The 22,681-nt window shown below is 58.4% G+C and carries 17 protein-coding genes; 15 read left to right on the top strand and 2 right to left on the bottom strand.

Going from position 1 to position 22,681, the window contains the following annotated elements; translation table 11 throughout:
• The first annotated feature begins 46 nt into the window (after positions 1-46).
• Genes B5D61_RS20470 through B5D61_RS20480 form a run of 3 tightly spaced genes read left to right on the top strand, consistent with a single transcriptional unit; the run spans position 47 to position 5,549 of the window.
• Positions 47-3,187: an efflux RND transporter permease subunit gene (locus B5D61_RS20470; RefSeq protein WP_078815303.1), complete on the top strand. Its 3,141-nt coding sequence runs from the start codon at positions 47-49 to the stop codon at positions 3,185-3,187.
• A gap of 45 nt (positions 3,188-3,232) precedes the next feature.
• On the top strand, positions 3,233-4,234 hold the full coding sequence (locus B5D61_RS20475; RefSeq protein WP_176159569.1) for an efflux RND transporter periplasmic adaptor subunit: 1,002 nt from the start codon (positions 3,233-3,235) through the stop codon (positions 4,232-4,234).
• A 25-nt stretch (positions 4,235-4,259) separates the two neighbouring features.
• Entirely contained in the window at positions 4,260-5,549 is a 1,290-nt protein-coding gene (locus tag B5D61_RS20480; protein WP_176159570.1) for a TolC family protein, read from the top strand.
• Positions 5,550-5,623: 74 nt separating this feature from the next.
• On the opposite strand, the gene B5D61_RS20485 is transcribed toward B5D61_RS20480, so the two are convergent.
• Positions 5,624-6,613, bottom strand: a complete 990-nt coding sequence (locus B5D61_RS20485; protein ID WP_078815306.1) for a TlpA family protein disulfide reductase — start codon at positions 6,611-6,613, stop codon at positions 5,624-5,626.
• A 33-nt stretch (positions 6,614-6,646) separates the two neighbouring features.
• On the opposite strand from B5D61_RS20485, the gene miaA reads away from it, so the two are divergent.
• Together miaA and aroB are read left to right on the top strand one after the other, a co-directional pair.
• On the top strand, positions 6,647-7,588 hold the full coding sequence (miaA, locus tag B5D61_RS26445; RefSeq protein WP_217699029.1) for a tRNA (adenosine(37)-N6)-dimethylallyltransferase MiaA: 942 nt from the start codon (positions 6,647-6,649) through the stop codon (positions 7,586-7,588).
• A complete protein-coding gene (gene aroB, locus B5D61_RS20495) occupies positions 7,546-8,658 on the top strand; it encodes a 3-dehydroquinate synthase (RefSeq protein ID WP_078815307.1) in 1,113 nt (370 codons plus the stop codon). The genes miaA and aroB overlap by 43 nt, the downstream gene beginning before the upstream one ends.
• Positions 8,659-8,833: 175 nt before the next feature.
• Here aroB and B5D61_RS20500 read toward each other — a convergent pair whose 3' ends face one another.
• Entirely contained in the window at positions 8,834-9,691 is an 858-nt protein-coding gene (locus B5D61_RS20500; protein WP_078815308.1) for a hypothetical protein, read from the bottom strand.
• A 353-nt stretch (positions 9,692-10,044) separates the two neighbouring features.
• Here B5D61_RS20500 and B5D61_RS20505 point away from each other — a divergent pair, with 353 nt between their 5' ends.
• From B5D61_RS20505 to B5D61_RS20550, 10 genes are all read left to right on the top strand, one after another.
• Positions 10,045-11,415 carry a sigma-54-dependent transcriptional regulator gene (locus B5D61_RS20505; protein WP_078815309.1) on the top strand — a complete coding sequence of 457 codons (1,371 nt, stop codon included), beginning with the start codon at positions 10,045-10,047 and terminating at the stop codon, positions 11,413-11,415.
• A 96-nt stretch (positions 11,416-11,511) separates the two neighbouring features.
• Positions 11,512-12,225 (top strand): outer membrane lipoprotein-sorting protein, encoded by a 714-nt coding sequence (locus B5D61_RS20510; RefSeq protein WP_078815310.1) that lies wholly within the window; start codon positions 11,512-11,514, stop codon positions 12,223-12,225.
• 134 nt (positions 12,226-12,359) lie between these two features.
• A complete protein-coding gene (locus B5D61_RS20515; RefSeq protein WP_217699030.1) occupies positions 12,360-15,083 on the top strand; it encodes a DEAD/DEAH box helicase in 2,724 nt (907 codons plus the stop codon).
• Positions 15,084-15,206: 123 nt separating this feature from the next.
• Positions 15,207-15,443 (top strand): hypothetical protein, encoded by a 237-nt coding sequence (locus B5D61_RS20520; protein ID WP_078815312.1) that lies wholly within the window; start codon positions 15,207-15,209, stop codon positions 15,441-15,443.
• A gap of 113 nt (positions 15,444-15,556) precedes the next feature.
• Positions 15,557-16,333 carry an MlaE family ABC transporter permease gene (locus B5D61_RS20525; RefSeq protein WP_078815313.1) on the top strand — a complete coding sequence of 259 codons (777 nt, stop codon included), beginning with the start codon at positions 15,557-15,559 and terminating at the stop codon, positions 16,331-16,333.
• Positions 16,334-16,344: 11 nt separating this feature from the next.
• On the top strand, positions 16,345-17,157 hold the full coding sequence (locus B5D61_RS20530; RefSeq protein WP_078815314.1) for an ABC transporter ATP-binding protein: 813 nt from the start codon (positions 16,345-16,347) through the stop codon (positions 17,155-17,157).
• Positions 17,154-17,639 carry an outer membrane lipid asymmetry maintenance protein MlaD gene (mlaD, locus tag B5D61_RS20535; protein ID WP_078815315.1) on the top strand — a complete coding sequence of 162 codons (486 nt, stop codon included), beginning with the start codon at positions 17,154-17,156 and terminating at the stop codon, positions 17,637-17,639. Before B5D61_RS20530 ends, mlaD begins: the two co-directional genes overlap by 4 nt.
• Positions 17,636-18,220, top strand: coding sequence for an MlaC/ttg2D family ABC transporter substrate-binding protein (locus B5D61_RS20540; protein ID WP_078815316.1), 585 nt, complete (start codon positions 17,636-17,638; stop codon positions 18,218-18,220). Before mlaD ends, B5D61_RS20540 begins: the two co-directional genes overlap by 4 nt.
• On the top strand, positions 18,217-19,023 hold the full coding sequence (locus B5D61_RS20545) for an MlaA family lipoprotein (RefSeq protein WP_078815317.1): 807 nt from the start codon (positions 18,217-18,219) through the stop codon (positions 19,021-19,023). The genes B5D61_RS20540 and B5D61_RS20545 overlap by 4 nt, the downstream gene beginning before the upstream one ends.
• A 240-nt stretch (positions 19,024-19,263) precedes the next feature.
• The gene (locus B5D61_RS20550) at positions 19,264-22,623 is read left to right on the top strand and encodes a beta strand repeat-containing protein (RefSeq protein WP_217699031.1); all 3,360 of its coding nucleotides are present in this window, start codon (positions 19,264-19,266) and stop codon (positions 22,621-22,623) included.
• The last annotated feature ends 58 nt before the right edge of the window (positions 22,624-22,681 follow it).

Here is a 22,681-nt window from a genome sequence, read left to right on the forward strand (position 1 = left end):
CGTAATCGTCGCTCGTTTTTTAGTTCCGTTTCCAGACTCCTCCCGCATGTCTTTAGCTCGTTATGCTCTCCGCCATCCCTGGACTGTTCTCGTTGCTGTTGTGGCGGTGTGTTTAGGGGCTTGGCTGGCGCTGCAGCGGATGACGCGGGATATTTTCCCGCCGCTCGGCATCCCCACCATCTATGTGGCGCAGCCTTATGGCGGTATGGACCCGCTGCAGATGGAAGGCTATCTGACTTATCGTTACGAGTATCACTTCCTCTACATCGCCAACATTGAGCATGTGGAGAGCAAGTCCATCCAGGGCGCTTCGATCATGAAGCTGCAGTTTCATCCCGGCACGGATATGAGTCAGGCGATGTCGGAGACGGTGGCGCAGGTCAATCGCTCTCGCGCTTTCATGCCTCCCGGGACGGTAGCTCCCTTCATCATGCGCTTCGATGCGGGCAGTGTTGCGGTCGGGCATCTGGTGTTCTCTACGGATGATCCGAACATCTCGCTGAATCAGATGCAGGATCAGGCCTTGAACCGAGTGCGTCCGGCCTTTGCGACCTTGCCTGGAGTCTCCGCTCCGCCACCGTTTGGCGGGAGCTCTCGCGCCATCGTGGTGAATGTGAATCCGGATCGGATGAAGGCCTACGGTCTCTCACCGGATGAGATCGTGCAGGCGATTGCACGTGGGAATCCCATCAGTCCCTCGGGCAATATCAATCTGGACGGTCGTTACCCCATCGTGCCGACCAACGCGATTGTCTCGAATGTGAAGGATCTGGAGGCGGTGCCTTTGAAAAAGACGGAGGCGGGGGCGGTCTTCATCCGGGATGTGGCGACTGTGGCAGATGGGGCTGATGTGACCACATCTTATGCCTTGGCCAATGGCAAGCGCACGGTGTATCTGCCTGTGACGAAGCGTGCTGAGGCTTCGACCTTGGAAGTGGTGAAGCGAGTGCGTGAAGCGGTGCCCGAGTTTCAAAAACTGCTGCCGGATGGGATCAAGGTGAGCTTCGAGTTTGATCAAACGCCGGTGGTGAATCGCAGCATTCAGGATCTGGTGAAAGAAGGCGCATTGGGGGCTGTGCTCACGGGCTTGATGGTGCTGATTTTCCTGCGGGATCTACGCACCGCTTTCATTGTGGTGATCAATATCCCATTGGCCTTGCTCGCCTCAGCCTTTGGCCTCTGGATCAGTGGTCAAAACATCCACCTTATGACCCTGGGTGGATTGGCCCTTGCGGTGGGGATCCTCGTGGATGAGGCGACGGTGACGGTGGAGAACATTCATACCCATCTGGCGCGTGGCAAGCCTCTGGCACGTGCAGCTCTGGAGGGGACCCTGGAGACGACTCAGCCACGTTTGCTGGCCATGCTGTGTATCTTGGCCGTCTTCATTCCTGCCTTCTTCATGGAGGGTGCGGCGAAGGCTTTGTTTGTGCCATTGGCATTGGCGGTGGGGTTTGCGATGCTGGCGTCCTTTCTCCTGTCCAGCACGCTGGTGCCCGTGCTCTCGGTGTGGTTCTTACCGACGAAACAAACGCTGCATGAAGAGTCTCTGGGATTCTTTGCGCGTAGCTACCAAGGTGTCGTGAAGGCCGCGGTGGCCATGCGGTGGATTCTCGTGCCCGCTTATCTCGCTGGGGCCGGTTTGATCATCGTGTCCTTCGGCCCTTTTCTAGGCACGGAGATCTTTCCGAAAACGGATAGCGGTCAGTTTGCCATTCGCTTTCGTGCCCCCAGCGGCACGCAGGTCGCTACCACCGAGAAGATCGCCCAAAAGATCCTGCATGTCATCGAACACGATCTGGGGGAGGGCGTGACGGTGGATTTTTCGTTAGGCATGGTCGGCGTGCATAACTCCAGCTTCCCGGTGAACCTCGTGCACCTATGGAATGGCGGACCGGAGGAGGGATGGCTGGCGGTGCAGATGAAGCCCGGACGCATGAACGTTGAGGAGATCGAGGAAAAGCTACGCGCGATTCTCGCTCGTGAGTTGCCTGAGGTGCGCTTGTCTTTCGAGCCGCAGGACATCGTCAGCCGAGTGATGAGCTTCGGTGCTTCGACGCCCATTGAGATCGCGGTCAGCGGGCCAAGTTTGCCGACCAGCAAGGAACACGCGGAGAAGATTTTGGCGAAGCTCAAGGAACTGCCTTTCCTGCGCGATGTGCAGATCGCGCAGACGCTCGATGCACCTACGGTCAATGTGCAGATTGATCGTGAGCGGGCGGGCTTGCTCGGGGTGGAGGTGGAGGATGTGACGCGCTCGCTTGTTGCTGCTACGACCTCCAGTCGTTTTACCACACCGGTTTTCTGGGCTGATCCAGGCACAGGCATCAGCTTCAACGTTCAGGTGCAGATTCCTGAAGAGCGCACGCAATCGCTGGAGGATCTGGGAAATGTGCCGGTCACCTCGAAGCTGGGAAACCCCGTGCTGCTGCGTAATCTGGCCAAGATCGAACCCGGCACTGCGGTAGGCACCTATGAACGCTACAATCTGGTGCGTCTGGTAAGTGTCACGGCGAACATTCATGATCGCGACTTTGGCAGTGCGATCCATGCGGTAAATCAAGCGCTGAAAGAGATTGGGCCTGCTCCCGATGGGAAAACGAAGGTGGATGTGCGCGGGCAGGTGGTTCCGTATAACCAACTTTATGAGGGCTTTAGCCGGGGCTTGGTCATTGCCATTGTGGTGATCTTTCTCCTGCTGTGTGCCAATTTCCAATCGCTCCGCTTGGCACTCGTGGTGATTTCCACCATGCCTGCCGTCATCGCTGGGGTGGTTTTGGCGTTATTCTTCACCGGCACGACCGTGAATATCCAGTCGGCGATGGGGGCCATCATGGCAGTCGGGGTGGCCGTGGCGAATGCGATCTTGCTCGTCTCCTTCGCCGACCGTGCCCGGCGAGAGAAGCAGGGAGATCGGCATGCGGCTGCGGTGGAAGGTGCCGTGAGTCGCTTGCGCCCCATCTTGATGACCAGCTTCGCCATGATGGCAGGTATGATGCCCTTGGCTCTGGGTGCGGGGCAAACGGCTCCTCTGGGGCGTGCCGTGGTTGGAGGACTGGCGTTGGCGACGGTGGCCACCCTGCTTTTCCTGCCCTCCGTGTTTGCTCTGTTGGCCAGTCGAAAGGCCACTTCAGCGTCGCTCGACCCCGACGATGAAAATGGCGCTCTTTATGAAGGTCGTGCCTGATCTCGTTGTTTCTCTTTGTCGCAAATCTTGTTCATCTCAAATCTCGTGAATCCCGTTCGTCCTCTTATCGCTCTCTGGCTCGCTTACAGCATCACCGCCGTAGGGGCTGTGGAAGTGCCCGCAACGAAACCGCAGAAAGGCACCATTCACCGGTGGATCAGCCTGCCTGCGACACTGGCCCCCTGGCAGCAGGTGGCCATGAAGGCGCGTGTGGCAGGCTACGTGAAAAGCGTGTCGGTGGACCTCGGCGATCAGGTGCGGGCCGGGCAGACGCTCATTGAAATCGAAGTGCCGGAACTCCAGGCAGACCAAGTCAAACGTCGCGCGGAAGTGACTGCTGCTGAAGTGGAGGTGAAGCGCCTGCATGAAGCGCGGAAGAAATCCCCCGATCTGATTTTGCCTCAATCGGTGGATGATGCCGAGGCGAGGCTGGCGATTGCGCAGGCGGGCCTGAAGGAAGCCGAGACACTGCTGGACCTAGCGCAAATCAAAGCCCCCTTCGATGCCGTGGTGACGGCACGACATGTGGACCCTGGCGCTTATGCCGCAGCTGGTGGGGAGACCTTATTGCATCTGGAAGATACGCAAACGATTCGGCTACGCGTTCCAGTTGTTGAGTTGGAGACTGGTTATCTCAAGACTGGGCAAGCGGTGGAAGCCCGCGCCGAGGTGCTGAAGGGCGAGGTGGTGAAAGGTCAGGTGAGCCGGATATCAGGCAGCCTGGATGAGGCCACTCGCACACTGATGGTGGAGGCGGATCTGAAAAATGAAAAGGGTATGCTTCGGCCAGGCCTCTACGTGACCGCTCGTCTGGCGGTGGAGCAGCATGATGGAGCGACTTTGATTCCGGTGGCTGGACTGGTGAAAGAGAAGGCCAATAGTTTTATCTTTAAACTGGTGGAGGGTAAAGCCGTGAAGACGGCCATCAAACCAGGTTTCAACGACGGTGTGAATGTGGAGGTGCCGGAACTGAAAGAGGGAGAGGTCATCTTGCTGCCAGGGACTCTGCCGCTGGTGGATGGTCAAGCGGTGACTGTGAAGCCCTGAACTCGAAATGGGTGAATCTTTGGTTATGAAAAAAAGCCTGTTTTTGCTTTCTATTCTCATCGGGGCTGGGTCTGTGTTGGCCGCTCCCATGCACGTGAGCCTGCCGACTGTGATGAAGCTGGCCGGAGCGAACAATGATGAGATCGAATTGGCTCGCGTTCGTCATCAGGAAGCCATTGCGGAGTCGAAACAAGCTTGGCAGCGCTTTTGGCCCACACTCACCTTGGCTGCGGGTTATCGCGGGCATGAGGGGAAGGTGCAGGACATTGCAGGGGCGGTCTTTGATGCCCGTAAACAGCAATACACGGTGGGCTCCACGGTGATGATCGACTGGTCACCGGGGGATATTTATTATGGGGCACTTGCTACGGAGCAAAAGGCTCTGGCGGCAGAGCAGTTGGCGGAGAAAGCGCGGCGAGACATTGTGCAACAGGCCGTGACTCGGTATCTGGACCTGCTCGCGGCTGAGGCCGACATGGCCATCGTGGCGGACGATCTACGCCTAACTGAAGATTATGCCGGACAGCTCGATGGTGCCGTCAATGCCGGCACCGCCTTTCGGGCCGATCTCCTGCGTGTCAAAACTCAGGTGAGCCGAGCCAAGATCACCATGCGTCAGGCTCAAGAAAAGCGGGATCTGGCCGCTGCTGCCTTGGCCGAAAGTCTGCGTCTTGATCCAGCGACTGAGCTACGTCCTGCTAAGGCGGATTTGGTTCCGGTGAGCCTGACCTCAGTTTCCGGCATGGCCACCCTCATTTCACAAGCTCATCAAAATCGACCCGAATTACGAGCCATGACGGCGGCCCAATCAGCGGCCGGTTTGGAGAGCGATCGTAGCCGTGTGGCTCCGATGATTCCAAGTGTGCAGGCAGGTTACAGCGTCGGTGGTCTCGGTGGCGGTTATGCCAGTGAGTGGGGTCACTTTGGCGATCAGCAGGATTTCTTCGTGGGGCTGGGTTGGAAGATCGGCCCCGGCGGGTTGTTTGATCTTCAACGTCAGAAGATCGCTGATGCCCGCGAGCGCGGCACCGCTTTGCAAGGAGAGCAGGTCAAGGCGGCAATTGGGCGCGAAGTGGTAGAAGCGGCCTTGAAGGCTCGTTCCGCCAAGGATCAGCTGGCCATCAATGACGAGGCCGTCACGGCAGCGGAAGAAATGGCCAAGCTGGCGAAGGAACGGCAGGCCAGTCAACTGGGGGTTGTCCTCGAGTATTTGTTAGCCCGTGAGGAACTGACTCGTGCGCGTCAGGATCGCGTGAGGGCAGTGACCGACTACAACAAAGCCCAGCATGAACTGAAGCTCGCGGTGGGGAAGTAACGGATGGTGCCCAACAAAAAGTGCGATCATCATGCCGAGACTGACGACCGCACTTCAAAGAGGAAAGGGGACTGTTAGGGAGCCTGAATGGAAGCGTCCACTTTTTTCAGTGCCACCCACAGGGCGGGATCATCGGGATAACCGTTGAAAAGCACCTGACCCGTGGGGGCGATCAGGACCATGCGGGGGATGGTTTCGAGTTCGAGCTGTGTGGTGAAAGGACGTTCGGCGGGTTCGATCAACCAGGGGAATTCGATGCCCATGTTATCCTTCATTTTCGCGGCTATCACCTGGGCGTCCTTGTCATCCTTGTTCATGCCTGCCACCACGATGCCGTGCTTGCTCAGCATCTCGGCTTTCTTTTTGACCTCAGGCATGAGCTGGATGCAGGGGGCGCACCAGGATGCCCAGAAGTCCACGAGCAAAGCTTTCTTATCTCCCAAGACATCTTTGAATGTGGTGGCTTGTCCATCATGGGTGGTGATCACCAGATCCATATCCACCTTCACGTTGGCCATCTTCTCCTGGATCTTTTGTTTCTCAATGGCCTGGAGGTAGAGCGGGGCTTGGCTGGGGCTGAGCCAGAGAGCTTCGAGGATTTGTGTTTTGAAAACCGCCTGATCACCCTTGCTATGGGCTTCCAGGGCTTTGGCATAAGCGATAAAGCTGCGAATCTCGTCTGCAGATTTGAAGCCTGCGGATTGAGTGCGATCAAAGTTTTGCGCTACGACTTCGAGTTCGGGAATAACCTTGGTCAGCCAGGGGATGTTTTGGTTACGCAGCCCCCAGACGAGCTTGGCTTCAATGATGCTTTGGCGTGGAATACCGGCCATCCCGGCTTTTTTGATGTTTTCCAGGAGGTCTTGCTCAGTGGCTTGGGGATCGAAGAGCCTCTGAATCATTTCTTGAGGGCTTGCCGGCGTGGGGGCGGCGGTCGTTGCTTCCTCAGCTTTCTGGGCCTCAGGCTTTGCTGTTTCGGCAGGGGGTTGCGTCTGAGCGGCTTCCTGCGCAGGCAGGTGGAAAGGCAGCAAAGACAGCAAAAGGATCGTGCGGAGAGGTTTCATGGACAGGAGAGATTACGTCAGCTAGGAGGAGATATGTCGAAGTGCTTTTCGCTTCCCTTCTTCTTGGTGGGCCCGACTGCCAGCGGAAAATCCGCTCTGGCAGCGGCTCTGGCTGAGAAAATCGGGGGCGAGGTGGTGAACGCGGATGCTTTCCAGTTGTATCAAGGGATGGATCTGCTGACGGCAAAACCGAGCCTCGAGGACCTAGCTCGGGTGCCGCATCATCTCTATGGGGTGGTGCCGCTCACGGAGAGTTGCGATGCTCAGCGGTATCGCGAGATGGCGCTGGCGGTGATCGCAGAAATCCAGAGCCGGGGTCGTTGGCCTATCGTGGTGGGGGGCTCGGGTCTTTACATCAAAGCGCTCACGCATGGTCTGGCTCCGCTTCCTCCGACCGACCCTGCCGTGCGTGCTCAGGTGAACGCCATGTCCTCAGACGAAACCCGGGAGATGCTGCTGCGACTCGACCCTCAGGCGGGGGACAATGTGCCCTTGGCGAACCCACGCTATGTCAGCCGTGCCTTGGAAATTTGCCTACTGACGGGCCAGCCTCAGTCGGTTCTGCGACAAACCTTTGCTCAAACCGAGCCCGTCGGCGTTGGCGTCGTACTTCAGTGGGAGCGGGAGGCGCTGTATGAACGCATCAATCAACGGGCATGGCAGATGCTGGACGCCGGACTCGTGGCGGAGGTGGCGGCTCTGCCTGCGGTGGGGGAGACAGCGAGCAAGGCGATCGGCCTCCGCGAGATGCAGGCCCATCTGCGGGGAGAAATGTCCCTGCAACAAGCGGTGGAGAGCCTGCAACAAGCCACCCGACGGTATGCGAAACGGCAGGCCACCTGGTTCCGCCGGGAGACTTGGCTGCAAACGATTTGCCTGAACTCAGAGACCACGGCAGAGTCAGGGCTCGATTTTATTCTCACTCACTTTCCATGTCTGACCTCGCCACCAGCCACACTGTCCCCGTCAACTTAGGTGCCCGCAGCTACACCGTCCAGGTGGGGCGGGGCCTGCTTTCTGGGATCGGCGCAGCAGTCATGACCCTGGAAAAACTCAGGGGGCGAAAAAGCTGTGCGGTGATCACCGACTCCAATGTGGCTCCGCTCTATGCGGAAACCGTTCTGCAAAGCCTGCGGGCAGCGGGTAAGGAAGCGCATCTCATCACGGTGCCTGCCGGGGAGGCGAGCAAGTCCCTGCTGGTGGCTCAGGATGTGTGTGGTGAAATGGTGCGTGCGGGTTTGGACCGAAAAAGCTTCGTGGTTGCCCTGGGCGGTGGCGTGATTGGGGATTTGGGTGGTTTCTGCGCCAGCATCTTCCAGCGCGGCATCCCCTATGTGCAGGTGCCCACCACCGTGCTCAGTCAGGTGGATAGCAGTGTGGGTGGGAAGACCGGAGTGAACCTGCCAGATGCTAAAAACATGGTCGGTGCCTTTCATCAGCCCGTGCATGTGATTGCCGACATCGCCACGCTCGATTCCCTGCACAAGCGGGAGTGGAATGAGGGCTTTGCCGAGATCATCAAACACGCCTGCATTCGTGATGCGTCCATGCTGGAGGCGATTGATGCCGTGGCGGACGATGAAGGGGACCTCACGGATCTCATCCGTCGCAACATCGCCATCAAAGCCGCGGTGGTGGAAGCGGATGAGTATGAAACGCTGGGGCTGCGTGCGCTACTGAACTTCGGCCACACCCTGGGTCATGCCATCGAGGCAGCCGCAGGTTACGGCAGTCTGCTTCACGGCGAAGCCATCTCACTCGGCTTGCGCGCCGCCCTCTGGCTTTCGGAGCAGGTTTCAGGCTTGTCTCAGGCGGAAAGTCAGCGTGTGATTGCTCTGTTGCAGAAGTTTGATCTGCCTGTGCAGTTGCCAGAAGGCTTCGATACCGGGGAACTGCTGCGCATCACACGGATGGACAAAAAGTTCGAAACGGGAAAAATCCGCTTCGTGCTTCTGCCTCACATCGGAGATGCCTTTGTCAGTAAGGAAGTCACAGAGGCGCACCTGATTCAAGCGCTCGACGAACTGCGCAAGCCTGTGGCTTGACGGTAAAAAAGCTTGAAGTTTTGATCTCTCCACAAAAGAGAATCGGGCCTTCGGTGAGATGTGATTTGGTGTGCTTTTTGTTAGGTGTTCGGTGTTATGCATTAGGCTTGGAAACAAAAACCCCGAAGAGTGGGGCTCTTCGGGGTCGTCTTGAGAGTGTGTGAGGTAAGTTAGATCAAGCCTGTAGCACGAGGCCGCGTTTCACGAGGCGAGTGCGGGGGCTTGGCTTAGTTTTCGTCCGCGAACGAGAGCGTGCTTTCGTCAGGACCAGCTGAAGGGAGATGTTTTTTTTTTCGGCCGCAGCCAGCTTCTGTTCCAGTTCAGCAAACTTGGCGTCATCCATGGGGGCCGTCTCCAGGACAGGCAGGGAGGCCGGAGTGACCGGCAGGATGGAAGCCAGAGGTGAAGGAGGAGGTGGTGGTGGAGCCGCGAACTTAGGCGGAAAGAACGGAGAAGGCACGGGCAGCGGGGCTGGCGCAGGTGCGGGTGGCTCAGGCTCCTCCACAGGTGGTGCAGGGGGAGGGCTGATCATGAAGCCGCTAGGGCCACTGAGATCTGGCATCGGGCTGACAGGTTCTGGCACAGGCAGGCCGCCATCTTCGTCGGAGTCACTGCTGCTGCTCGGGCCGCTTTCAGGAGCTGGAGCGGGTGCGGGAGCTTGATTGGCCAGCGCTTTTTCCAGCAGGGATTCCAGATGCAGGATGCGGGCCTTCGCTTCGGGGAGCTCGGCACTCATCTGCTTCGTCACGTCCAGTTGTGTCAGCAGTTCATACTCGCGGCGCTGGGACTTGCTTAGGAGTTCGTTGAAGCGCTTCTCTTCGACGCCCAATTGATCACTGGCCATGTGGCGGAAGAGATCGAACTGACGCTGCATCTCCGAACGCCAGGCATTGGCGTCTTGCCTCACCATCATGAGGTCTTTCTGCTGAGTCACGACCTGCTTTTCGAGTGCTGCTTTATTTTTGAGAAGCTGCTCTTCAACACGGCGTAGGAGCCAAAGTCGAATGATCGCAGCAACGAAGAATGCCGCCATTATAGAGGTGGCAAAAATGTAGATTTGGTGTTCGGGAAGACTAGCCATCGGAGCCTGCATGCAAGCAGGTCTCAAACCAAGAAACAAGGCTTGAGTCTTTTTCAGCTATGCAATTTGCGTTTTTTTGCTAATTGGTTGTCATCGCTTGAAAGTAAGACTCTTCGAATAAACTGACACACAGTCTCGAAATTCCTGCGTTCACTGTAGTCTCTGGGAGGCAATGAGCTTTTCTCGGAGGCTCGACTGCGATTCTTTTACAATTTGATCATGCTAAATGAAACGCCGTTGACGACGGCAAGGGTTTCATTTAGCATATTTAATAATCAAATTTGACTCTCAATTTATAACTATTTATGGCTAAACTGGTAATCATAGATGACGAGGCCGCCATCCTTGAATTGATGAGCAAACTTTGCCGGGCTGCAGGGCACACAGTTTTTGGCTGCACCACAGGAATCGATGGCATGGCTGCCATTCGTAGCCAGCAGCCAGATCTGGTGATCGTTGACCTTCGTATTGGCGACGTGAATGGCTTGGACATCGTCAGCATGTGCCGGGATCAGTTTCCTGGCACCGCCGTCATCATGGTGACCGGTCACGGCAGCGTGGAGACCGCCGTGGAGGCCATGCGTTTAGGTGCTTTCGACTACCTGACCAAGCCGTTTGACCTCGGTGATTTGATCAAGACGGTCAATCAAGCTCTTAACAGGAATAATCCTGCGGCTTCTCAATCAGCACCCTCGATCAGCGTCAGCTCCAGCATCCGTAATGCCTCGGCGTCCAAGCTCATCGGTCATAGTGATGCCATTCAGCGCATCTTTGAAATCGTCCGCCGCGTGGCCGATAATGACAGCCCAGTGCTCTTAGAGGGTGAGTTCGGCGTTGGCAAACACATGGTGGCTCGGGCCATGCATGAGGCCAGCCGCCGTGCGGGAGCGCCATTCAAAGAACTGCAATGCAGTGCCATGCCGGAGGATGCACTGGAGTCTGAGTTGTTCGGACATTCCAATGGCCAGGGCGGTGTGTTCAGCCGGGCCAGTGGTGGCACGGTTCACCTGGCTGAGGTGCATGTGCTGCCGGCCCGCATTCAGGCTCAGCTCAATACTTTCCTGGATGAGATGCAGGCCCGCCGCAGTGCCTGGAGCAACAACTCCACGGATTTCCGTCTCGTGGTCAGCACCACGATCTGTCTGGAAGAGGCCTCCAAGAAAGGCTCTTTCCGTGAGGACTTGTATTACAAACTCTCGGTGGTGCCTTTGAAGATCCCACCCCTGCGTGAACGCCGTGAGGACATCAAGCCACTGGTGGATCACTTCCTGAAAGAGCTGTCTGACCGCAGTGATTCCCGGGTCAAGAACATTGATACTTACGCTCTGGAGTTCCTGGAGAAATACGCGTGGCCGGGTAACATCTCAGAGCTGCGCAATGCAGTGGAGCGAGCCTGTGCCTTTGCCGAGAATGATCGCATCCGCCCTGTGGATCTGCCTACTAAGGTGACGCAGCAGATCGAGGTGCCTACGACGGCGGCCTCGGGGGGCACCACGCAGTTGCCTATCGGGTCCACCTTGGATGATTTCATCCGTGGCCAGGAGCGCATGTTCATTCAGGAGACGCTGAAGTATAACAACGGTTCTCGTGAAAAAACCGCCTCCATGCTCGGGGTCAGTATTGCGACACTCTATCGTAAGATGGGCTTGAATGTGGATCGCAAGACGACGGCATAAGTTCTTCGGACAAGCCGTCGTTTGTGACCGCATAAAGATCGTAGGATTGAATGAAAAGACCTCGTCTAAGGTCTATGGGGAGTCGTTCACTGTCACATGAAACGCCGTCTTTTACTTTCTCTCGCCGCCCTCTGCACGCTGAGCTCATGGAGCTACGCCCAGACCACTGCTACGCCATCCGCCCAGGAGATCCTAGGTTTAGTGCGCCGCAGCTACGCTCTGCAGGACCATAAGATGACCGGGAAGCTGCGTGATGAAGACAGCGGGCGGGAAGAGCCGCTGGAGCTGACCCTCACGAGTTCGGTGATGCGTTTTCGTTTTGCCAGTTCGCCTCCCGAGATCATTCACTTGGACCTGACGACCTCTCCGGCCACGCTCTGGCAGGTGAAACCCGGCGGCAGCAGCCAAGTGCCACTTACCAATGCGGCTGATTCCGTGCGTGGTATGGACTTCAACTACGAGGATCTTTCTCAGCGCTTTCTTTACTGGAAGAATGTGAAGCTGATGGATGCCAATGCGCGCATCACGGCCGCGCGGATCAAATGCTGGCTGGTGCGCGTGACCGCTCCCAATACCAGTGGTCCCTATTACACTGTGGATCTCTGGGTGCATCAGGACAGCGGTGGCGTGGCCAAGATGGAAGCTTATGATAAAGCCGGGAAGCTGGTGAAGCGCTTCGAGGTCACTAAAATGTGGAAAGTGGGCGAAGCCACCGCCCTGCGAGAAATGCGAGTCCAGTCCTTCAATCCTCTCAATGGCGAGCGCAAAGGCATGACCTACATGACCATGGACAAGCCGGAGAAGCAGTGATGGAAGTCAGTGACCGGTTTCCCCTTTCAATGCTCGCCTACTGAACCTGCTGGAATAGCCAGAGTCCCTTTTCCCCCTTCAGGGTGGAAAAGCACTTGGCAGGGGGCCTCTGCACGCTAAGCCAAGATGTCCGCGTGCCTGATTCATTCCCCTTTTCCCAGCTCTGGTCCCAGGTCCGCCGCAAATCGTGGATGTGGCTTTTCAAGCGCCAGCAGATCGAAGCGGCGGCAAAGTGGGTGAAGTCCCACGCACGGGTGAAGTCGGTGACGCTGGTAAATGCTCAGGAGCTGGAATTGGCCGGGTCTGTGGGTCGGAGTGAACTCACCCATGAAGAGCCTCGGCTGCGCCTGCGACTGAGCGAAAGTGGGGATCTGCACCTGACGACCGAGTGCACGTGTCATGCCGGTTCCTTATGCGAGCATGCCGCCGCTCTGATGATGTTGTGTGAGGATGATCGGCAGCGGCAGGCGATGGAAGGCATGGCCCAGCGGGGCCAGGGGCAAGTCGGCCAAGGCGCACCCGGCGGCATGGCCGAGGGGGAAGATACAGCCGTGCAGGTGGACAACGATCATCCCCAGCCGGTGGTGCGCCTGCGTCGTCTTATCATCGAGCGTCCGCAGGTGAAGATGGGGCGCACTCAGGTCAGCCATGTGCAGGTCAGCATTGGCGTGGCGGAGCCCGTGGTTGCCTATGCAGGTTGCCCGCAACTCTTTCCCATGCTGGGGCGGCAAAATGGCGCGCGCTGGACTGGCGAGGATGGGCGCACCTATGCTCTGACCCGCAATGTGCGTATGGAGCGCCTGCTATTGGCCGATCTCATGCATGTTGGGCTGGGGTATCTGGCGGAGGCTATTCCTGATGCGCGGGCGGCTGAGCCGCTGGCTCCCTTGTTAACGATGCCCGAGCATCGGCAGGCCATCGAGTGGTCGCAGTTTTTACGCGATGTGCAGCCACAGCTCCTGGCGGAAGGTTGGCAGGTGGAGGTGGCGGAGGACTTTGGTTTCAGCATCCATCAGGCGGAGGAAGAATCATGGTTCACGGATGTGGATGGCGCGGCCAGCACGGCTGAGACTTACTCGCTGGACTTGGGCGTGGACGTGAAAGGTGAGCGCATCTCGCTGGTGCCGCTGCTGGTGGATTGCATCGATCAAGGACTGACTCCGGCCACCCTGGAAGCCAATCCAGATCAGCAATACCTCATCGCCCTGCCCGGGCCGGGAAACCCGGTGCTGGCGGTGCCTGCGCGGCGTCTGCTGGTGCTGCTCCGGTTTCTCAACGAACTCCTGGCGACTCGTCCGGTCCAGAAGAATGGCCGCCTGCAATTGGACAAACTGCGCGCCGCTCAGCTCGCCAGTTTGGAGGGATTGCCCATTCGTGTGCCTGCGGAGTTGGCGGTGTTGCGGGAGCGGCTGAAGGGCTTCAAGGAGCTGGCCCTGGTGGAGCCTCCTCAAGGCCTGCGTGCCACACTGCGTCCGTATCAGCGCGAGGGACTGAGTTGGTTGCAATTTTTGCGCGAGTTTGGTCTTCACGGGGTATTGGCCGATGACATGGGCTTGGGCAAGACCTTGCAGACGTTGTCGCATCTGTTGTTGGAAAAAGAGTCGGGCCGCATGGATAAACCGTGCTTGATCCTGGCCCCGACCTCGGTGCTCCGAAACTGGGCTCGGGAAGCGGCCAAGTTTGCTCCTGAACTGCGGGTGCTCCTGCTGCATGGTGAAGAGCGGCGCAGTGCCTTCCGTCGTATCCCTCGGCACGATTTGGTGATCACCTCCTACCCGCTTCTGGTGCGGGATGCAGCGGAACTTCAGAGCATCGAGTGGAATGTGGTGGCCTTGGACGAAGCCCAGAACATTAAGAACTCACGCAGCAAGGCCTCCCAGGTCTGTGCGGGCTTGAAGTCGCGTCATCGTCTTTGCCTCACCGGCACGCCGATTGAGAACCATCTGGGCGAGTTGTGGAGCTTGTTTCAGTTCCTCATGCCCGGCATCCTGGGAGATGCGGACAGCTTCCGCACCTTCTATCGGAATCCGATTGAAAAAGACGCGGATCAGGAACGGCAGCAGCAGCTTGCGGATCGGCTGCAACCGCTCCTGTTGCGCCGAACCAAAAGTGCCGTTGCGAAGGATCTGCCCCCCAAGACCGAGATTCTGCATCGTGTCGAATTGGGGCAAGCTCAGATGGATCTTTATGAGACCATTCGCGCGGCCATGGACCAGCGTGTGAAAGAAGCCATCGATGCCCAAGGACTGGACCGCAGTCAGATCATCGTGCTGGATGCCCTGCTCAAGCTACGCCAAGTCTGCTGCCATCCGCATCTGCTGAAGATCGAGGCGGCGCAAAAGGTGTTGGAATCGGCCAAGACGGCCTACCTCATGGAAGACCTGCTGCCGGAGTTGATCGATGAAGGCCATCGCGTGCTTATTTTCTCGCAGTTCACCCAGATGCTGGCAATTATTGAGAAGCAGCTCAAAGAGGCGCGGATTCCCTTTGTGAAGTTGACCGGGGATACCGAAGACCGTGAAACGCCGATGCGTCGTTTCCAAAAAGGTGAGGTGCCAGTCTTCCTCATCAGTCTGAAAGCCGGTGGTGCGGGGCTGAATCTCACCACTGCGGATACCGTCATCCATTACGACCCCTGGTGGAACCCCGCCGCGGAAGCCCAGGCCAGCGATCGTGCGCACCGCATCGGGCAGACCAAACCGGTATTCATTCACAAGCTCATCTGTCAGGACACCATTGAGGAACGCATCCTAGAGATGCAAAAGAGTAAAGCGGCTCTGATCGAAGGCTTGCTCGCAGGGCGCACGGATAAGCTGAGACTGACCCAGGAGGACATCCAGCGTCTATTGGCTGCCTGATGCCTCGTGACTGAGCGCTTCGTGCAACTTGCTTGCTTGGCCAATCCTGCTCTCCGGAAGATCCGAGTTCAGAGTTGTCTTTTTTGCTGGTCGTCTTCCACACCATTGGATAAAAGAGCGCGAATGATCGAAATCGAAGTTTATGCCCCCGGCCTCCGTGCGGAATCCAACTTGCTGGAGTTGCGTGGCCAGATGGACCTTTTCCAGCAGGTGAATTACAAGGTGGATGCCAACCATGACCTCGTTTATTTCGAGGTCAAAGATCCTCAAACGATCACGATGCAGCAGATCATGGAATGCTTCACCAACATCGGGCTGGCTCCGCGTCTCGTGGGTCAGGCCCCTGAAGGATGGAACTAAAGGTGATGCAGAGACACTGGCCTAGATTCCTTGCGTTATCTTGATCGGTTGCCCTAGAAGAACCTTCAGCGAGACGTTGCAAGCTGCCCTCAAGTGCGCGAACGTGATGGCTCATGGTGCGCGCTCTGGGCAGTCATACTCTTGCAATCGTTCACGGGCTGGGGGACTTCGCTCTATTTACAGGGCGGTCTTTCCTCGCGGCTTTGGGCTCGCGGCGTTTATTCCGCCGGGTGGTGCGCGCTGCTTTTGAGCAAGGCGTGCGGTGTCTTCCCGTGATCTTGATCGTGGGTTTATTCACAGGGCTGGTGCTGGGTCTTCAGGGCTACTATGTGCTGAATCGCTTCGGTTCGGAGGGGCTTCTGGGCGCGTTAGTCTCTTTGAGCCTTGTGCGGGAGATGGGGCCGGTTTTAGCGGCCTTGATGCTCGTGGGTCAGGCGGGCTCGGCCTTGGCAGCAGAGTTGGGCATTCAAAGAAACACGGAGCAGGTGGCGGCGCTGGACACCATGGGCATCAATAGCTTGGGTTACTTGGTGGCTCCGCGCCTGCTGGCGGCGCTGCTGGTGTATCCCATGCAGACGGCTTTGTTTGTGACGATTGGCCTCATCGGTGGCAGTCTCTCGGGCACCTGGCTGCTGGGGCTGGAGACGGGCATTTACTGGTCCGCCGTGGAGCGGGCAGTGGAGATGCCGGATGTGCGGGAGTGCTTCATGAAAGCGGCTTGCTTTGGCCTGCTCACGGTGGCGCTGTGTGCGTATCATGGGTTCAATGCGCATCGCTGCCGTTCAGCGACGGGTGCGCGGGCAGTGAGTGCATCCACCACACGGGCAGTCGTGCAGTCCAGCATCACGGTGTTGGCGGCGGATTATGTGATCACCTCGTTCCTTGTCTGACTGGAAACCTCATGGCTGCTTCATCCCCAGATCTCCTGCTGCAAGTCGAAGGCGTGACGAAACGCTTCGGAGACAACGTGGTACTGGCGGGTGCCGACCTGGAGGTGCCGCGCGGCAGTGTGGTGACGGTGATGGGCCGCAGCGGCACGGGCAAGTCGGTCTTTTTAAAGTGTCTGGCGGATGTGATCCAGCCGGACTCCGGCAGCATTCGCTTCGACGGTCAGCTCCTGAAAAGCGGCGGACATGCGAAGTCGCGAGCGGAGTTCCGCCAGCGGTGCAGCTTCCTGTTTCAAAACAATGCCCTCTTTGACTCGCTAACCGCGCTGGAAAATGTGGCCCTGCCTCTGGAGCAGATGACGGATCTGCCGGACCGCGACATCCAGTCGCGGAGTCTGGAGGCGCTGCAGCAACTGGAACTGGAGAAGTTTCAGGACAGCTACCCCAGCCAGCTTTCCGGTGGGATGCAGAAGCGGCTGGCGCTGGCTCGGGCCATTGTCACCCGGCCTGAGTTGGTGCTCTTCGATGAACCCACGGCAGGCCTCGACCCCTTGCGCCGGAATGCGGTGTTTCTGATGATTGCCAAATACCAACGGCAGTTTGGCTTTACCGCCGTGATGGTGACCCACGATGTGCAGGAGGCCTTGATCGCCAGTGATCGGGTCGCGCTGCTGGATCAGGGGCGCATGCATTTCCAAGGCACCCCGGAGCAGTTCCGATCCTCGGCAGATCCGGTGGTCACCAGCTTCCGGGATAACACCTTCACCCTCACTCAATCTCTGGCCGCCATCCGCAGCGGGCAGAGCTTTTCCTCAGACGACTCATGAAACAAAGTAAGCTGGAATTTCTTGTCGGAGTCTTCGTGCTCCTGGGCTTGGCCGCTGTGGCTTATCTGACGATCCAACTCGGCGCGGGCTCTCTGCTCGGTGGCGATACCTATGCGTTGGAGGCTCGGTTTACCAACATCAGCGGCCTGAACACAGGGAGCAATGTGGTGGTGGCCGGTGTGAATGTGGGAAAAGTCGAGGCCATCCGCATGGAGCCATCCGAATACACTGCGATTGTCACTTTCCGCGTCATGTCTGGACTGAAACTTCCCACCGACTCTATGGCCTCGATCAAAACGACGGGGCTGATTGGTGATAAATATGTGGCGCTTTCTCCAGGAGCAGACGAAACTTATTTGGAACCAGGGGCGCGGATCACCATGACGGAGTCGTCAGTTGATCTTGAGTCGTTGATTGGGAAAGTGGCTTTCGGTAGCGTTTCAGAAACACCTCAAGAACCAGAAAAAACACCGCCCCAATGACCTCCCGTTCCTTTCTCGCTTTGCTGCTGGTCGTCCCCTTCATTCCCGTGCAGGCCCAGGCCTCCACGGCAGCCGCTGAGCAGCGCCTGCGCAGTGCGGTGGATGATGTTCTGGTCATCACCAACAGTGCCTCCAGCCGGGCAGCTCTGGTGCAAAAAGTCAGCCCGGTGCTGCAAAAATACATCAGCTTTGAAACCATGACCCGGCGGGCTGTGGGAGTGGGCTGGAGACAGTTTTCAGGAGCCCAGCAGAGCCAGGCGGTGAATCTCTTCACCCAGCTCGTCATCCGCACCTACAGCGGTAAATTCACGCCAGGGGCCCAGGCGGTGATCAATTTCAAAACCTCCACGGAACCGGCCGCCGGTCGTGTGGATGTGCCCACGGATCTGGTCTATAATGGCAGCCGCTACAATGTGATCTACCGCATGGAGCAGGCGGGGGGCACCTGGGCCATCGCCGATGTGGTGATCGAAGGTGTCAGCATGGTGGCCAACTACCGGTCTCAGCTCGATGCCACCTTCAAACGCGGTGGTGCCGCCGCTGTGATCAGCTCGCTCGAACAATCTGTCTCCCGCCAATGAAACCCGGAACCGCTCTACGCCTGCTGTTGCTGGCCCTTGCGCCATGCCTGAGCTTGACTCAGTGTGCCACCCCGAAGTCTGCCGCCACCTCCTCCCAGGCAGGCATCCAACCCGTCTCCGACCAGGCCGCCCCCGCGGGTGACCATGCGGTGGATGAACTGGACGACTACGGTGAAGCCGCCAAGATTTCTGATCCCCTCGAGGGCATGAATCGCGTCACCTTCGCCTTCAATGACGGCGTGTATAACTTCCTCCTGCGCCCAATTTCCAAAGGCTACCAGATCATCACCCCAGACCCCATGGAAAAGGGCCTGAACAACTTCTTCGACAACGTGAAGTTCCCTGTCCGCCTCGTGAACTGCGGGCTTCAGGGGAAGTTCAAACGTGCCGGCCAAGAGGTGCAGAAATTCGGCGTCAATACCGTTGCCGGGTTCGGTGGCTTCATCCGTCAATCGGATAAAATCCCCTCCCTGGCCAACGTGCCGCAGGAAGACACCGGCCAAACTCTGGCGGTGTGGGGCATCGGTCATGGTCCCTATCTCGTGCTGCCCATCGTCGGCCCCAGCAGCCTGCGTGAGGCGGCGGGATACGCCGGTGACTACATGCTGAATCCTGTGAACTGGGGTTTTGCGCTGCGGCATGATGCCGATGACTTCGCTTGGATTCCAGGGGCGGTGAATACCGTGCGCTCGCTGCCAGATCAGCTCTACTACTACGACGAGGCTCGCAAGAACTCGGTGGACCCTTACATCTCCGTGCGCAGCATCTACGTGCAGAACCGCGACTCCGCCGCGAAGGAGTAAAGCCGAGGCCGCTCTTCCCATTGTTTCTCCAAAAAGAGCCGGACGTGAAGTCCGGCTCTTTTTCTTTTGTCCCTGTGAACCTAGGTCTCGCCCGCCAGCCTTTAGCGGCATATCCGATTATCCTTCATCCGCAGCCTAAGCTCTTTCTTTTTCGGATTCTGCCGATGAAAAGTTCCCTGAGGTGTGTAGAAGTGGGCGCGACTTTTCCTCATGATGGCCTCCGCTCTGTTTTCCCCTCTCGTGTCAGCACGCACGTGGCTGGCTCTCGTGGTGTCCGCGTCTCTGCTCTCGGGGGCCCAGAGGGGACAAGCCGTGGAGGCCACGTGGTCGGGAGGCGGTGCCAATGACAACTGGAGCACTGGGCTTAACTGGGGCGGCGCAGCCCCGGTAGCGGGAGACTCGCTGCTCTTCAGCGGCAGCACCCGCCTCGGCCCGGTGAACGACTTCACGGCCGATACCAACTTTGCAGGCATCACCTTCGCTTCGGGTGCCGGAGCTTTCACCGTGACAGGAAACCGCATCACGCTGGGCGGCAATGTCACAAACAACGCGTCCTCGGCGCAGATCCTCAATCTGGCGTTGATCCTGGATGCCACACGCACCTTCGATGCGGCCTCAGGAAATTTGACCTTGGGTGGCGTTATCAGTGGCAACGGAGGTTTGATCAAAACCGGCGCCCAGCAGTTGACGCTGAGTGGCTCGGCTCATAACACCTACATCGGTGTGACCTCCGTCACGGCAGGGACCCTGCGTTTGGACAAGTCCCTCAACATCAACGCGATTGCAGGCAATCTGGAGATCTCCTCCGGTGCCAAGGTCATTTTTGGCAAGTCCAATCAGCTCGCAGATACCACCGTCGTCACGGTGACGGGAGCGGGCTCCGTCTTCAATGGCACGGCAGCCAATGGAGGACAACTTTCCAACATTACCGAGACCATCGCCGGACTCAGTGTGAACGGCGGTGTCTTCAATGGCAGTGCGGGCGGCAACTGGACGATCACTGGCGCGGGCAGCTTCACCGGCAGTGTGGATAGCACCGTGTTTGTCGGAAACAGCGGCACGCGGCTGAGCTTCGGCAGCCTGACGCTCACGGGTATGACCGCCACAGCGGGGAGCAATGTGGCCTTGGCCAATAGCTTCACTTTGTATGGCAACTCAACCACCACCCTCTCCTCCATCACCGTCGGCTCGGGTGGATTGACCCTGGATGGCTCTCGCTTCAATCTCCGCCGCGGAGGTGCCGGAGCATTGGGGAGCCGACTGGTGCTCAATGGCAATGTCACAGCCGTCGGCACGACGGCATCCACCATTTTAGAAGATACCAATGGCGGATCCGCTGGCCAAGTGGACCTGGAACTCAGCGGCACCTCGGCTGCGGTGGATCGCCAATTCACTGTTGAGGAAGCGACTGGCTCCCTGACCATCAGTGTGCCCATTACCAACGGTGCCTCCACCGCTGCTGGCCTGATCAAAGCAGGGCTGGGCAGCCTGACTCTCTCCGGCAGCTTGGCCAATACCTACACCGGCCTCACACGCGTGAGCGCAGGGACGCTGGTGCTGAATAAAACCGCAGGCGTGAACGCCGTGGCCGGAAACATCGAGGTGGCAACAGGTGGCACCCTCACCCTGAACGCCAATGAGCAAATCGCAGACACCGCAGGCATCACCGTCTCAGGCGGCACCATCTCTGCCTGGAGCCGCACGGAGAAAATCGCCTTTTACACCCAGACCGCGGGCGGCGTCACGGGCTCGGGAAACAGCGGACAGGTCACCATCACGGGTGCCATGAGTCTCCTCGGAGGTAATACCTTCACCCTCAATAGCAATAGCGGCGGCACCCCCGCCCACTTCCAGATGGACAGCCTTATCATGAGTGGTGCTGACATCGTCATGGGGGGGAACAATGGCGTGGGGGCTGTGCGCACTGCCATCACTGTGGGCAGCGGCGGCATCCAGATGACAGGCCGCGCCATCAATCTCTACCGAGGCAGCGCAGGAACAGTCTTGAACCTGAATGGCGACTTCTCGGGCTCCGGCAACAGCGCGATCCAGGTAGGTGCCACGGGCGACGTGGAACCCCAGCTCAACCTGGGCACCGCCACCCGCACCTTCACCATCGCAGACAGCAGCACCACCACCATCAACGTCGGCATCGTGGGTGATGGTGGTTTGACCAAAGAAGGCAATGGCACCCTGAGTTTCACCGGTAACCTGAACAACACCTATGCCGGTGTCACTACCATCAATGGCGGTATCCTGGCCCTCAACCAAACCTCTGGCACGGACGCCATCACCAACGGCGTGGACGTGCGCACCGGAGGCACCCTGACCCTGAGCGCCAGCGAGCAAATCGCCGACAGCTCAGGCATTACTGTTAACGGTGGGTCGATCACCTCCCTGAAGTTTACCGAAACCTTGTCCTACTACACCCAGAATAGCGGCGGTTTTGCCACCAGTGGCAATGTGGGCAATCTCATCGTCACCGGCACCCTGACACTGGCAGGCGGTAACACGCTGACCATGAATAGCAGCTCCATCCCTGCCAACTGGGATCTGGCCAACGCCATTTTCAGTGGCGCTGACATGATCATGGGCGGCAGCAATGGCGCGGCGAATCCCAAAACCCGTCTGACGATTGGCAACCTCACGCTGACAGGCCGGAAGATCACCATGAACATCGGTGATGCAGGCACCGAGATGTATCTCAATGGAAATCTCACCGCCAGCGGCACCAGCTCCATCACCACTGGCTCAGCCACTGGAAGTGTTCAGCCTGAAGTTCATCTCGGCACGGGCACCCGCGTTTTTAATATCACCTCAGGCATCACCACCATGGGCGTGACTCTGATGGATGCCGCAGCCATCCAAAAGACCGGAAGCGGCGTCCTCGTCCTGAGTTTGCCGAACAGCTACAGCGGTGGCACCACCATCAGCGCTGGGGCCATCCGCGTGAGCAATACCTCTGGCAGTGCGACCGGCACTGGCAGCCTCACCGTCGCCAGCGGAGCTACCCTCAGCGGCGCTGGTCGTGTGGCCCCGGCCGCAGGGGGGAATATCAGCATCAGCGGCACCGTGCTGGTGGGAAATCCCAGCCCCACTCAGGGGGAAACCCTCACCCTGGTGACCAGCGGAGCAGGAGCCATTGAGCTTCTCGGCACCGTCACGCTGGATCTGTTCAGCGGTCAGGGCAGCGGCACGCTGAATGGTGCCACTACGGCGGATCGATTGGTCACCAGCAGCGGCAGCAACCTCACCCTCGGTGCCTCCTCGGTGCTGAATGTCACCACCAGCCTAGCCATAGATGCGGGTAACAGTGCGGGCTGGGCGGTCGGAAGCACGTGGCAGATTTTCGACTGGAGTGGCCTCACCGGTGTGACCGGCAGCTTCAGCAATCTCTCCGCAGCCAGCCCGAACAACTATGTCAATCTGCCCAACCTCGGCGTGCTTGGTATGGCCTGGGACATTTCCAATCTCTACAGCGCTGGCACCATCACCATCGTCGCCATCCCCGAACCAAGCCGCGTTGGGTTTTTAGTGCTGGCCTTGAGCTGTGGTCTGATACGCCGCCGCCGTGTGCGGTCGGGCAGGTGCCTACCGTGAACAGGCATTGTCTGAACCTCGGCTAAAGACAGCCCGACTTGCAAAACCACGGCGTGAG

The organism is Prosthecobacter debontii, assembly GCF_900167535.1.
GTDB classification, from domain to species: domain Bacteria; phylum Verrucomicrobiota; class Verrucomicrobiia; order Verrucomicrobiales; family Verrucomicrobiaceae; genus Prosthecobacter; species Prosthecobacter debontii.

What these genes read in the sequence shown, in the direction of transcription:
- B5D61_RS20470 (WP_078815303.1), top strand. Translation starts at nt 47, where the DNA reads ATGTCTTTAGCTCGTTATGCTCTCCGCCATCCCTGGACTGTTCTCGTT.
- B5D61_RS20480 (WP_176159570.1), top strand. Translation starts at nt 4,260, where the DNA reads ATGAAAAAAAGCCTGTTTTTGCTTTCTATTCTCATCGGGGCTGGGTCT.
- B5D61_RS20485 (WP_078815306.1), bottom strand. Translation starts at nt 6,613, where the DNA reads ATGAAACCTCTCCGCACGATCCTTTTGCTGTCTTTGCTGCCTTTCCAC.
- miaA (WP_217699029.1), top strand. Translation starts at nt 6,647, where the DNA reads ATGTCGAAGTGCTTTTCGCTTCCCTTCTTCTTGGTGGGCCCGACTGCC.
- aroB (WP_078815307.1), top strand. Translation starts at nt 7,546, where the DNA reads ATGTCTGACCTCGCCACCAGCCACACTGTCCCCGTCAACTTAGGTGCC.
- B5D61_RS20500 (WP_078815308.1), bottom strand. Translation starts at nt 9,691, where the DNA reads ATGGCGGCATTCTTCGTTGCTGCGATCATTCGACTTTGGCTCCTACGC.
- B5D61_RS20505 (WP_078815309.1), top strand. Translation starts at nt 10,045, where the DNA reads ATGGCTAAACTGGTAATCATAGATGACGAGGCCGCCATCCTTGAATTG.
- B5D61_RS20510 (WP_078815310.1), top strand. Translation starts at nt 11,512, where the DNA reads ATGAAACGCCGTCTTTTACTTTCTCTCGCCGCCCTCTGCACGCTGAGC.
- B5D61_RS20520 (WP_078815312.1), top strand. Translation starts at nt 15,207, where the DNA reads ATGATCGAAATCGAAGTTTATGCCCCCGGCCTCCGTGCGGAATCCAAC.
- B5D61_RS20525 (WP_078815313.1), top strand. Translation starts at nt 15,557, where the DNA reads ATGGTGCGCGCTCTGGGCAGTCATACTCTTGCAATCGTTCACGGGCTG.
- B5D61_RS20530 (WP_078815314.1), top strand. Translation starts at nt 16,345, where the DNA reads ATGGCTGCTTCATCCCCAGATCTCCTGCTGCAAGTCGAAGGCGTGACG.
- mlaD (WP_078815315.1), top strand. Translation starts at nt 17,154, where the DNA reads ATGAAACAAAGTAAGCTGGAATTTCTTGTCGGAGTCTTCGTGCTCCTG.
- B5D61_RS20540 (WP_078815316.1), top strand. Translation starts at nt 17,636, where the DNA reads ATGACCTCCCGTTCCTTTCTCGCTTTGCTGCTGGTCGTCCCCTTCATT.
- B5D61_RS20545 (WP_078815317.1), top strand. Translation starts at nt 18,217, where the DNA reads ATGAAACCCGGAACCGCTCTACGCCTGCTGTTGCTGGCCCTTGCGCCA.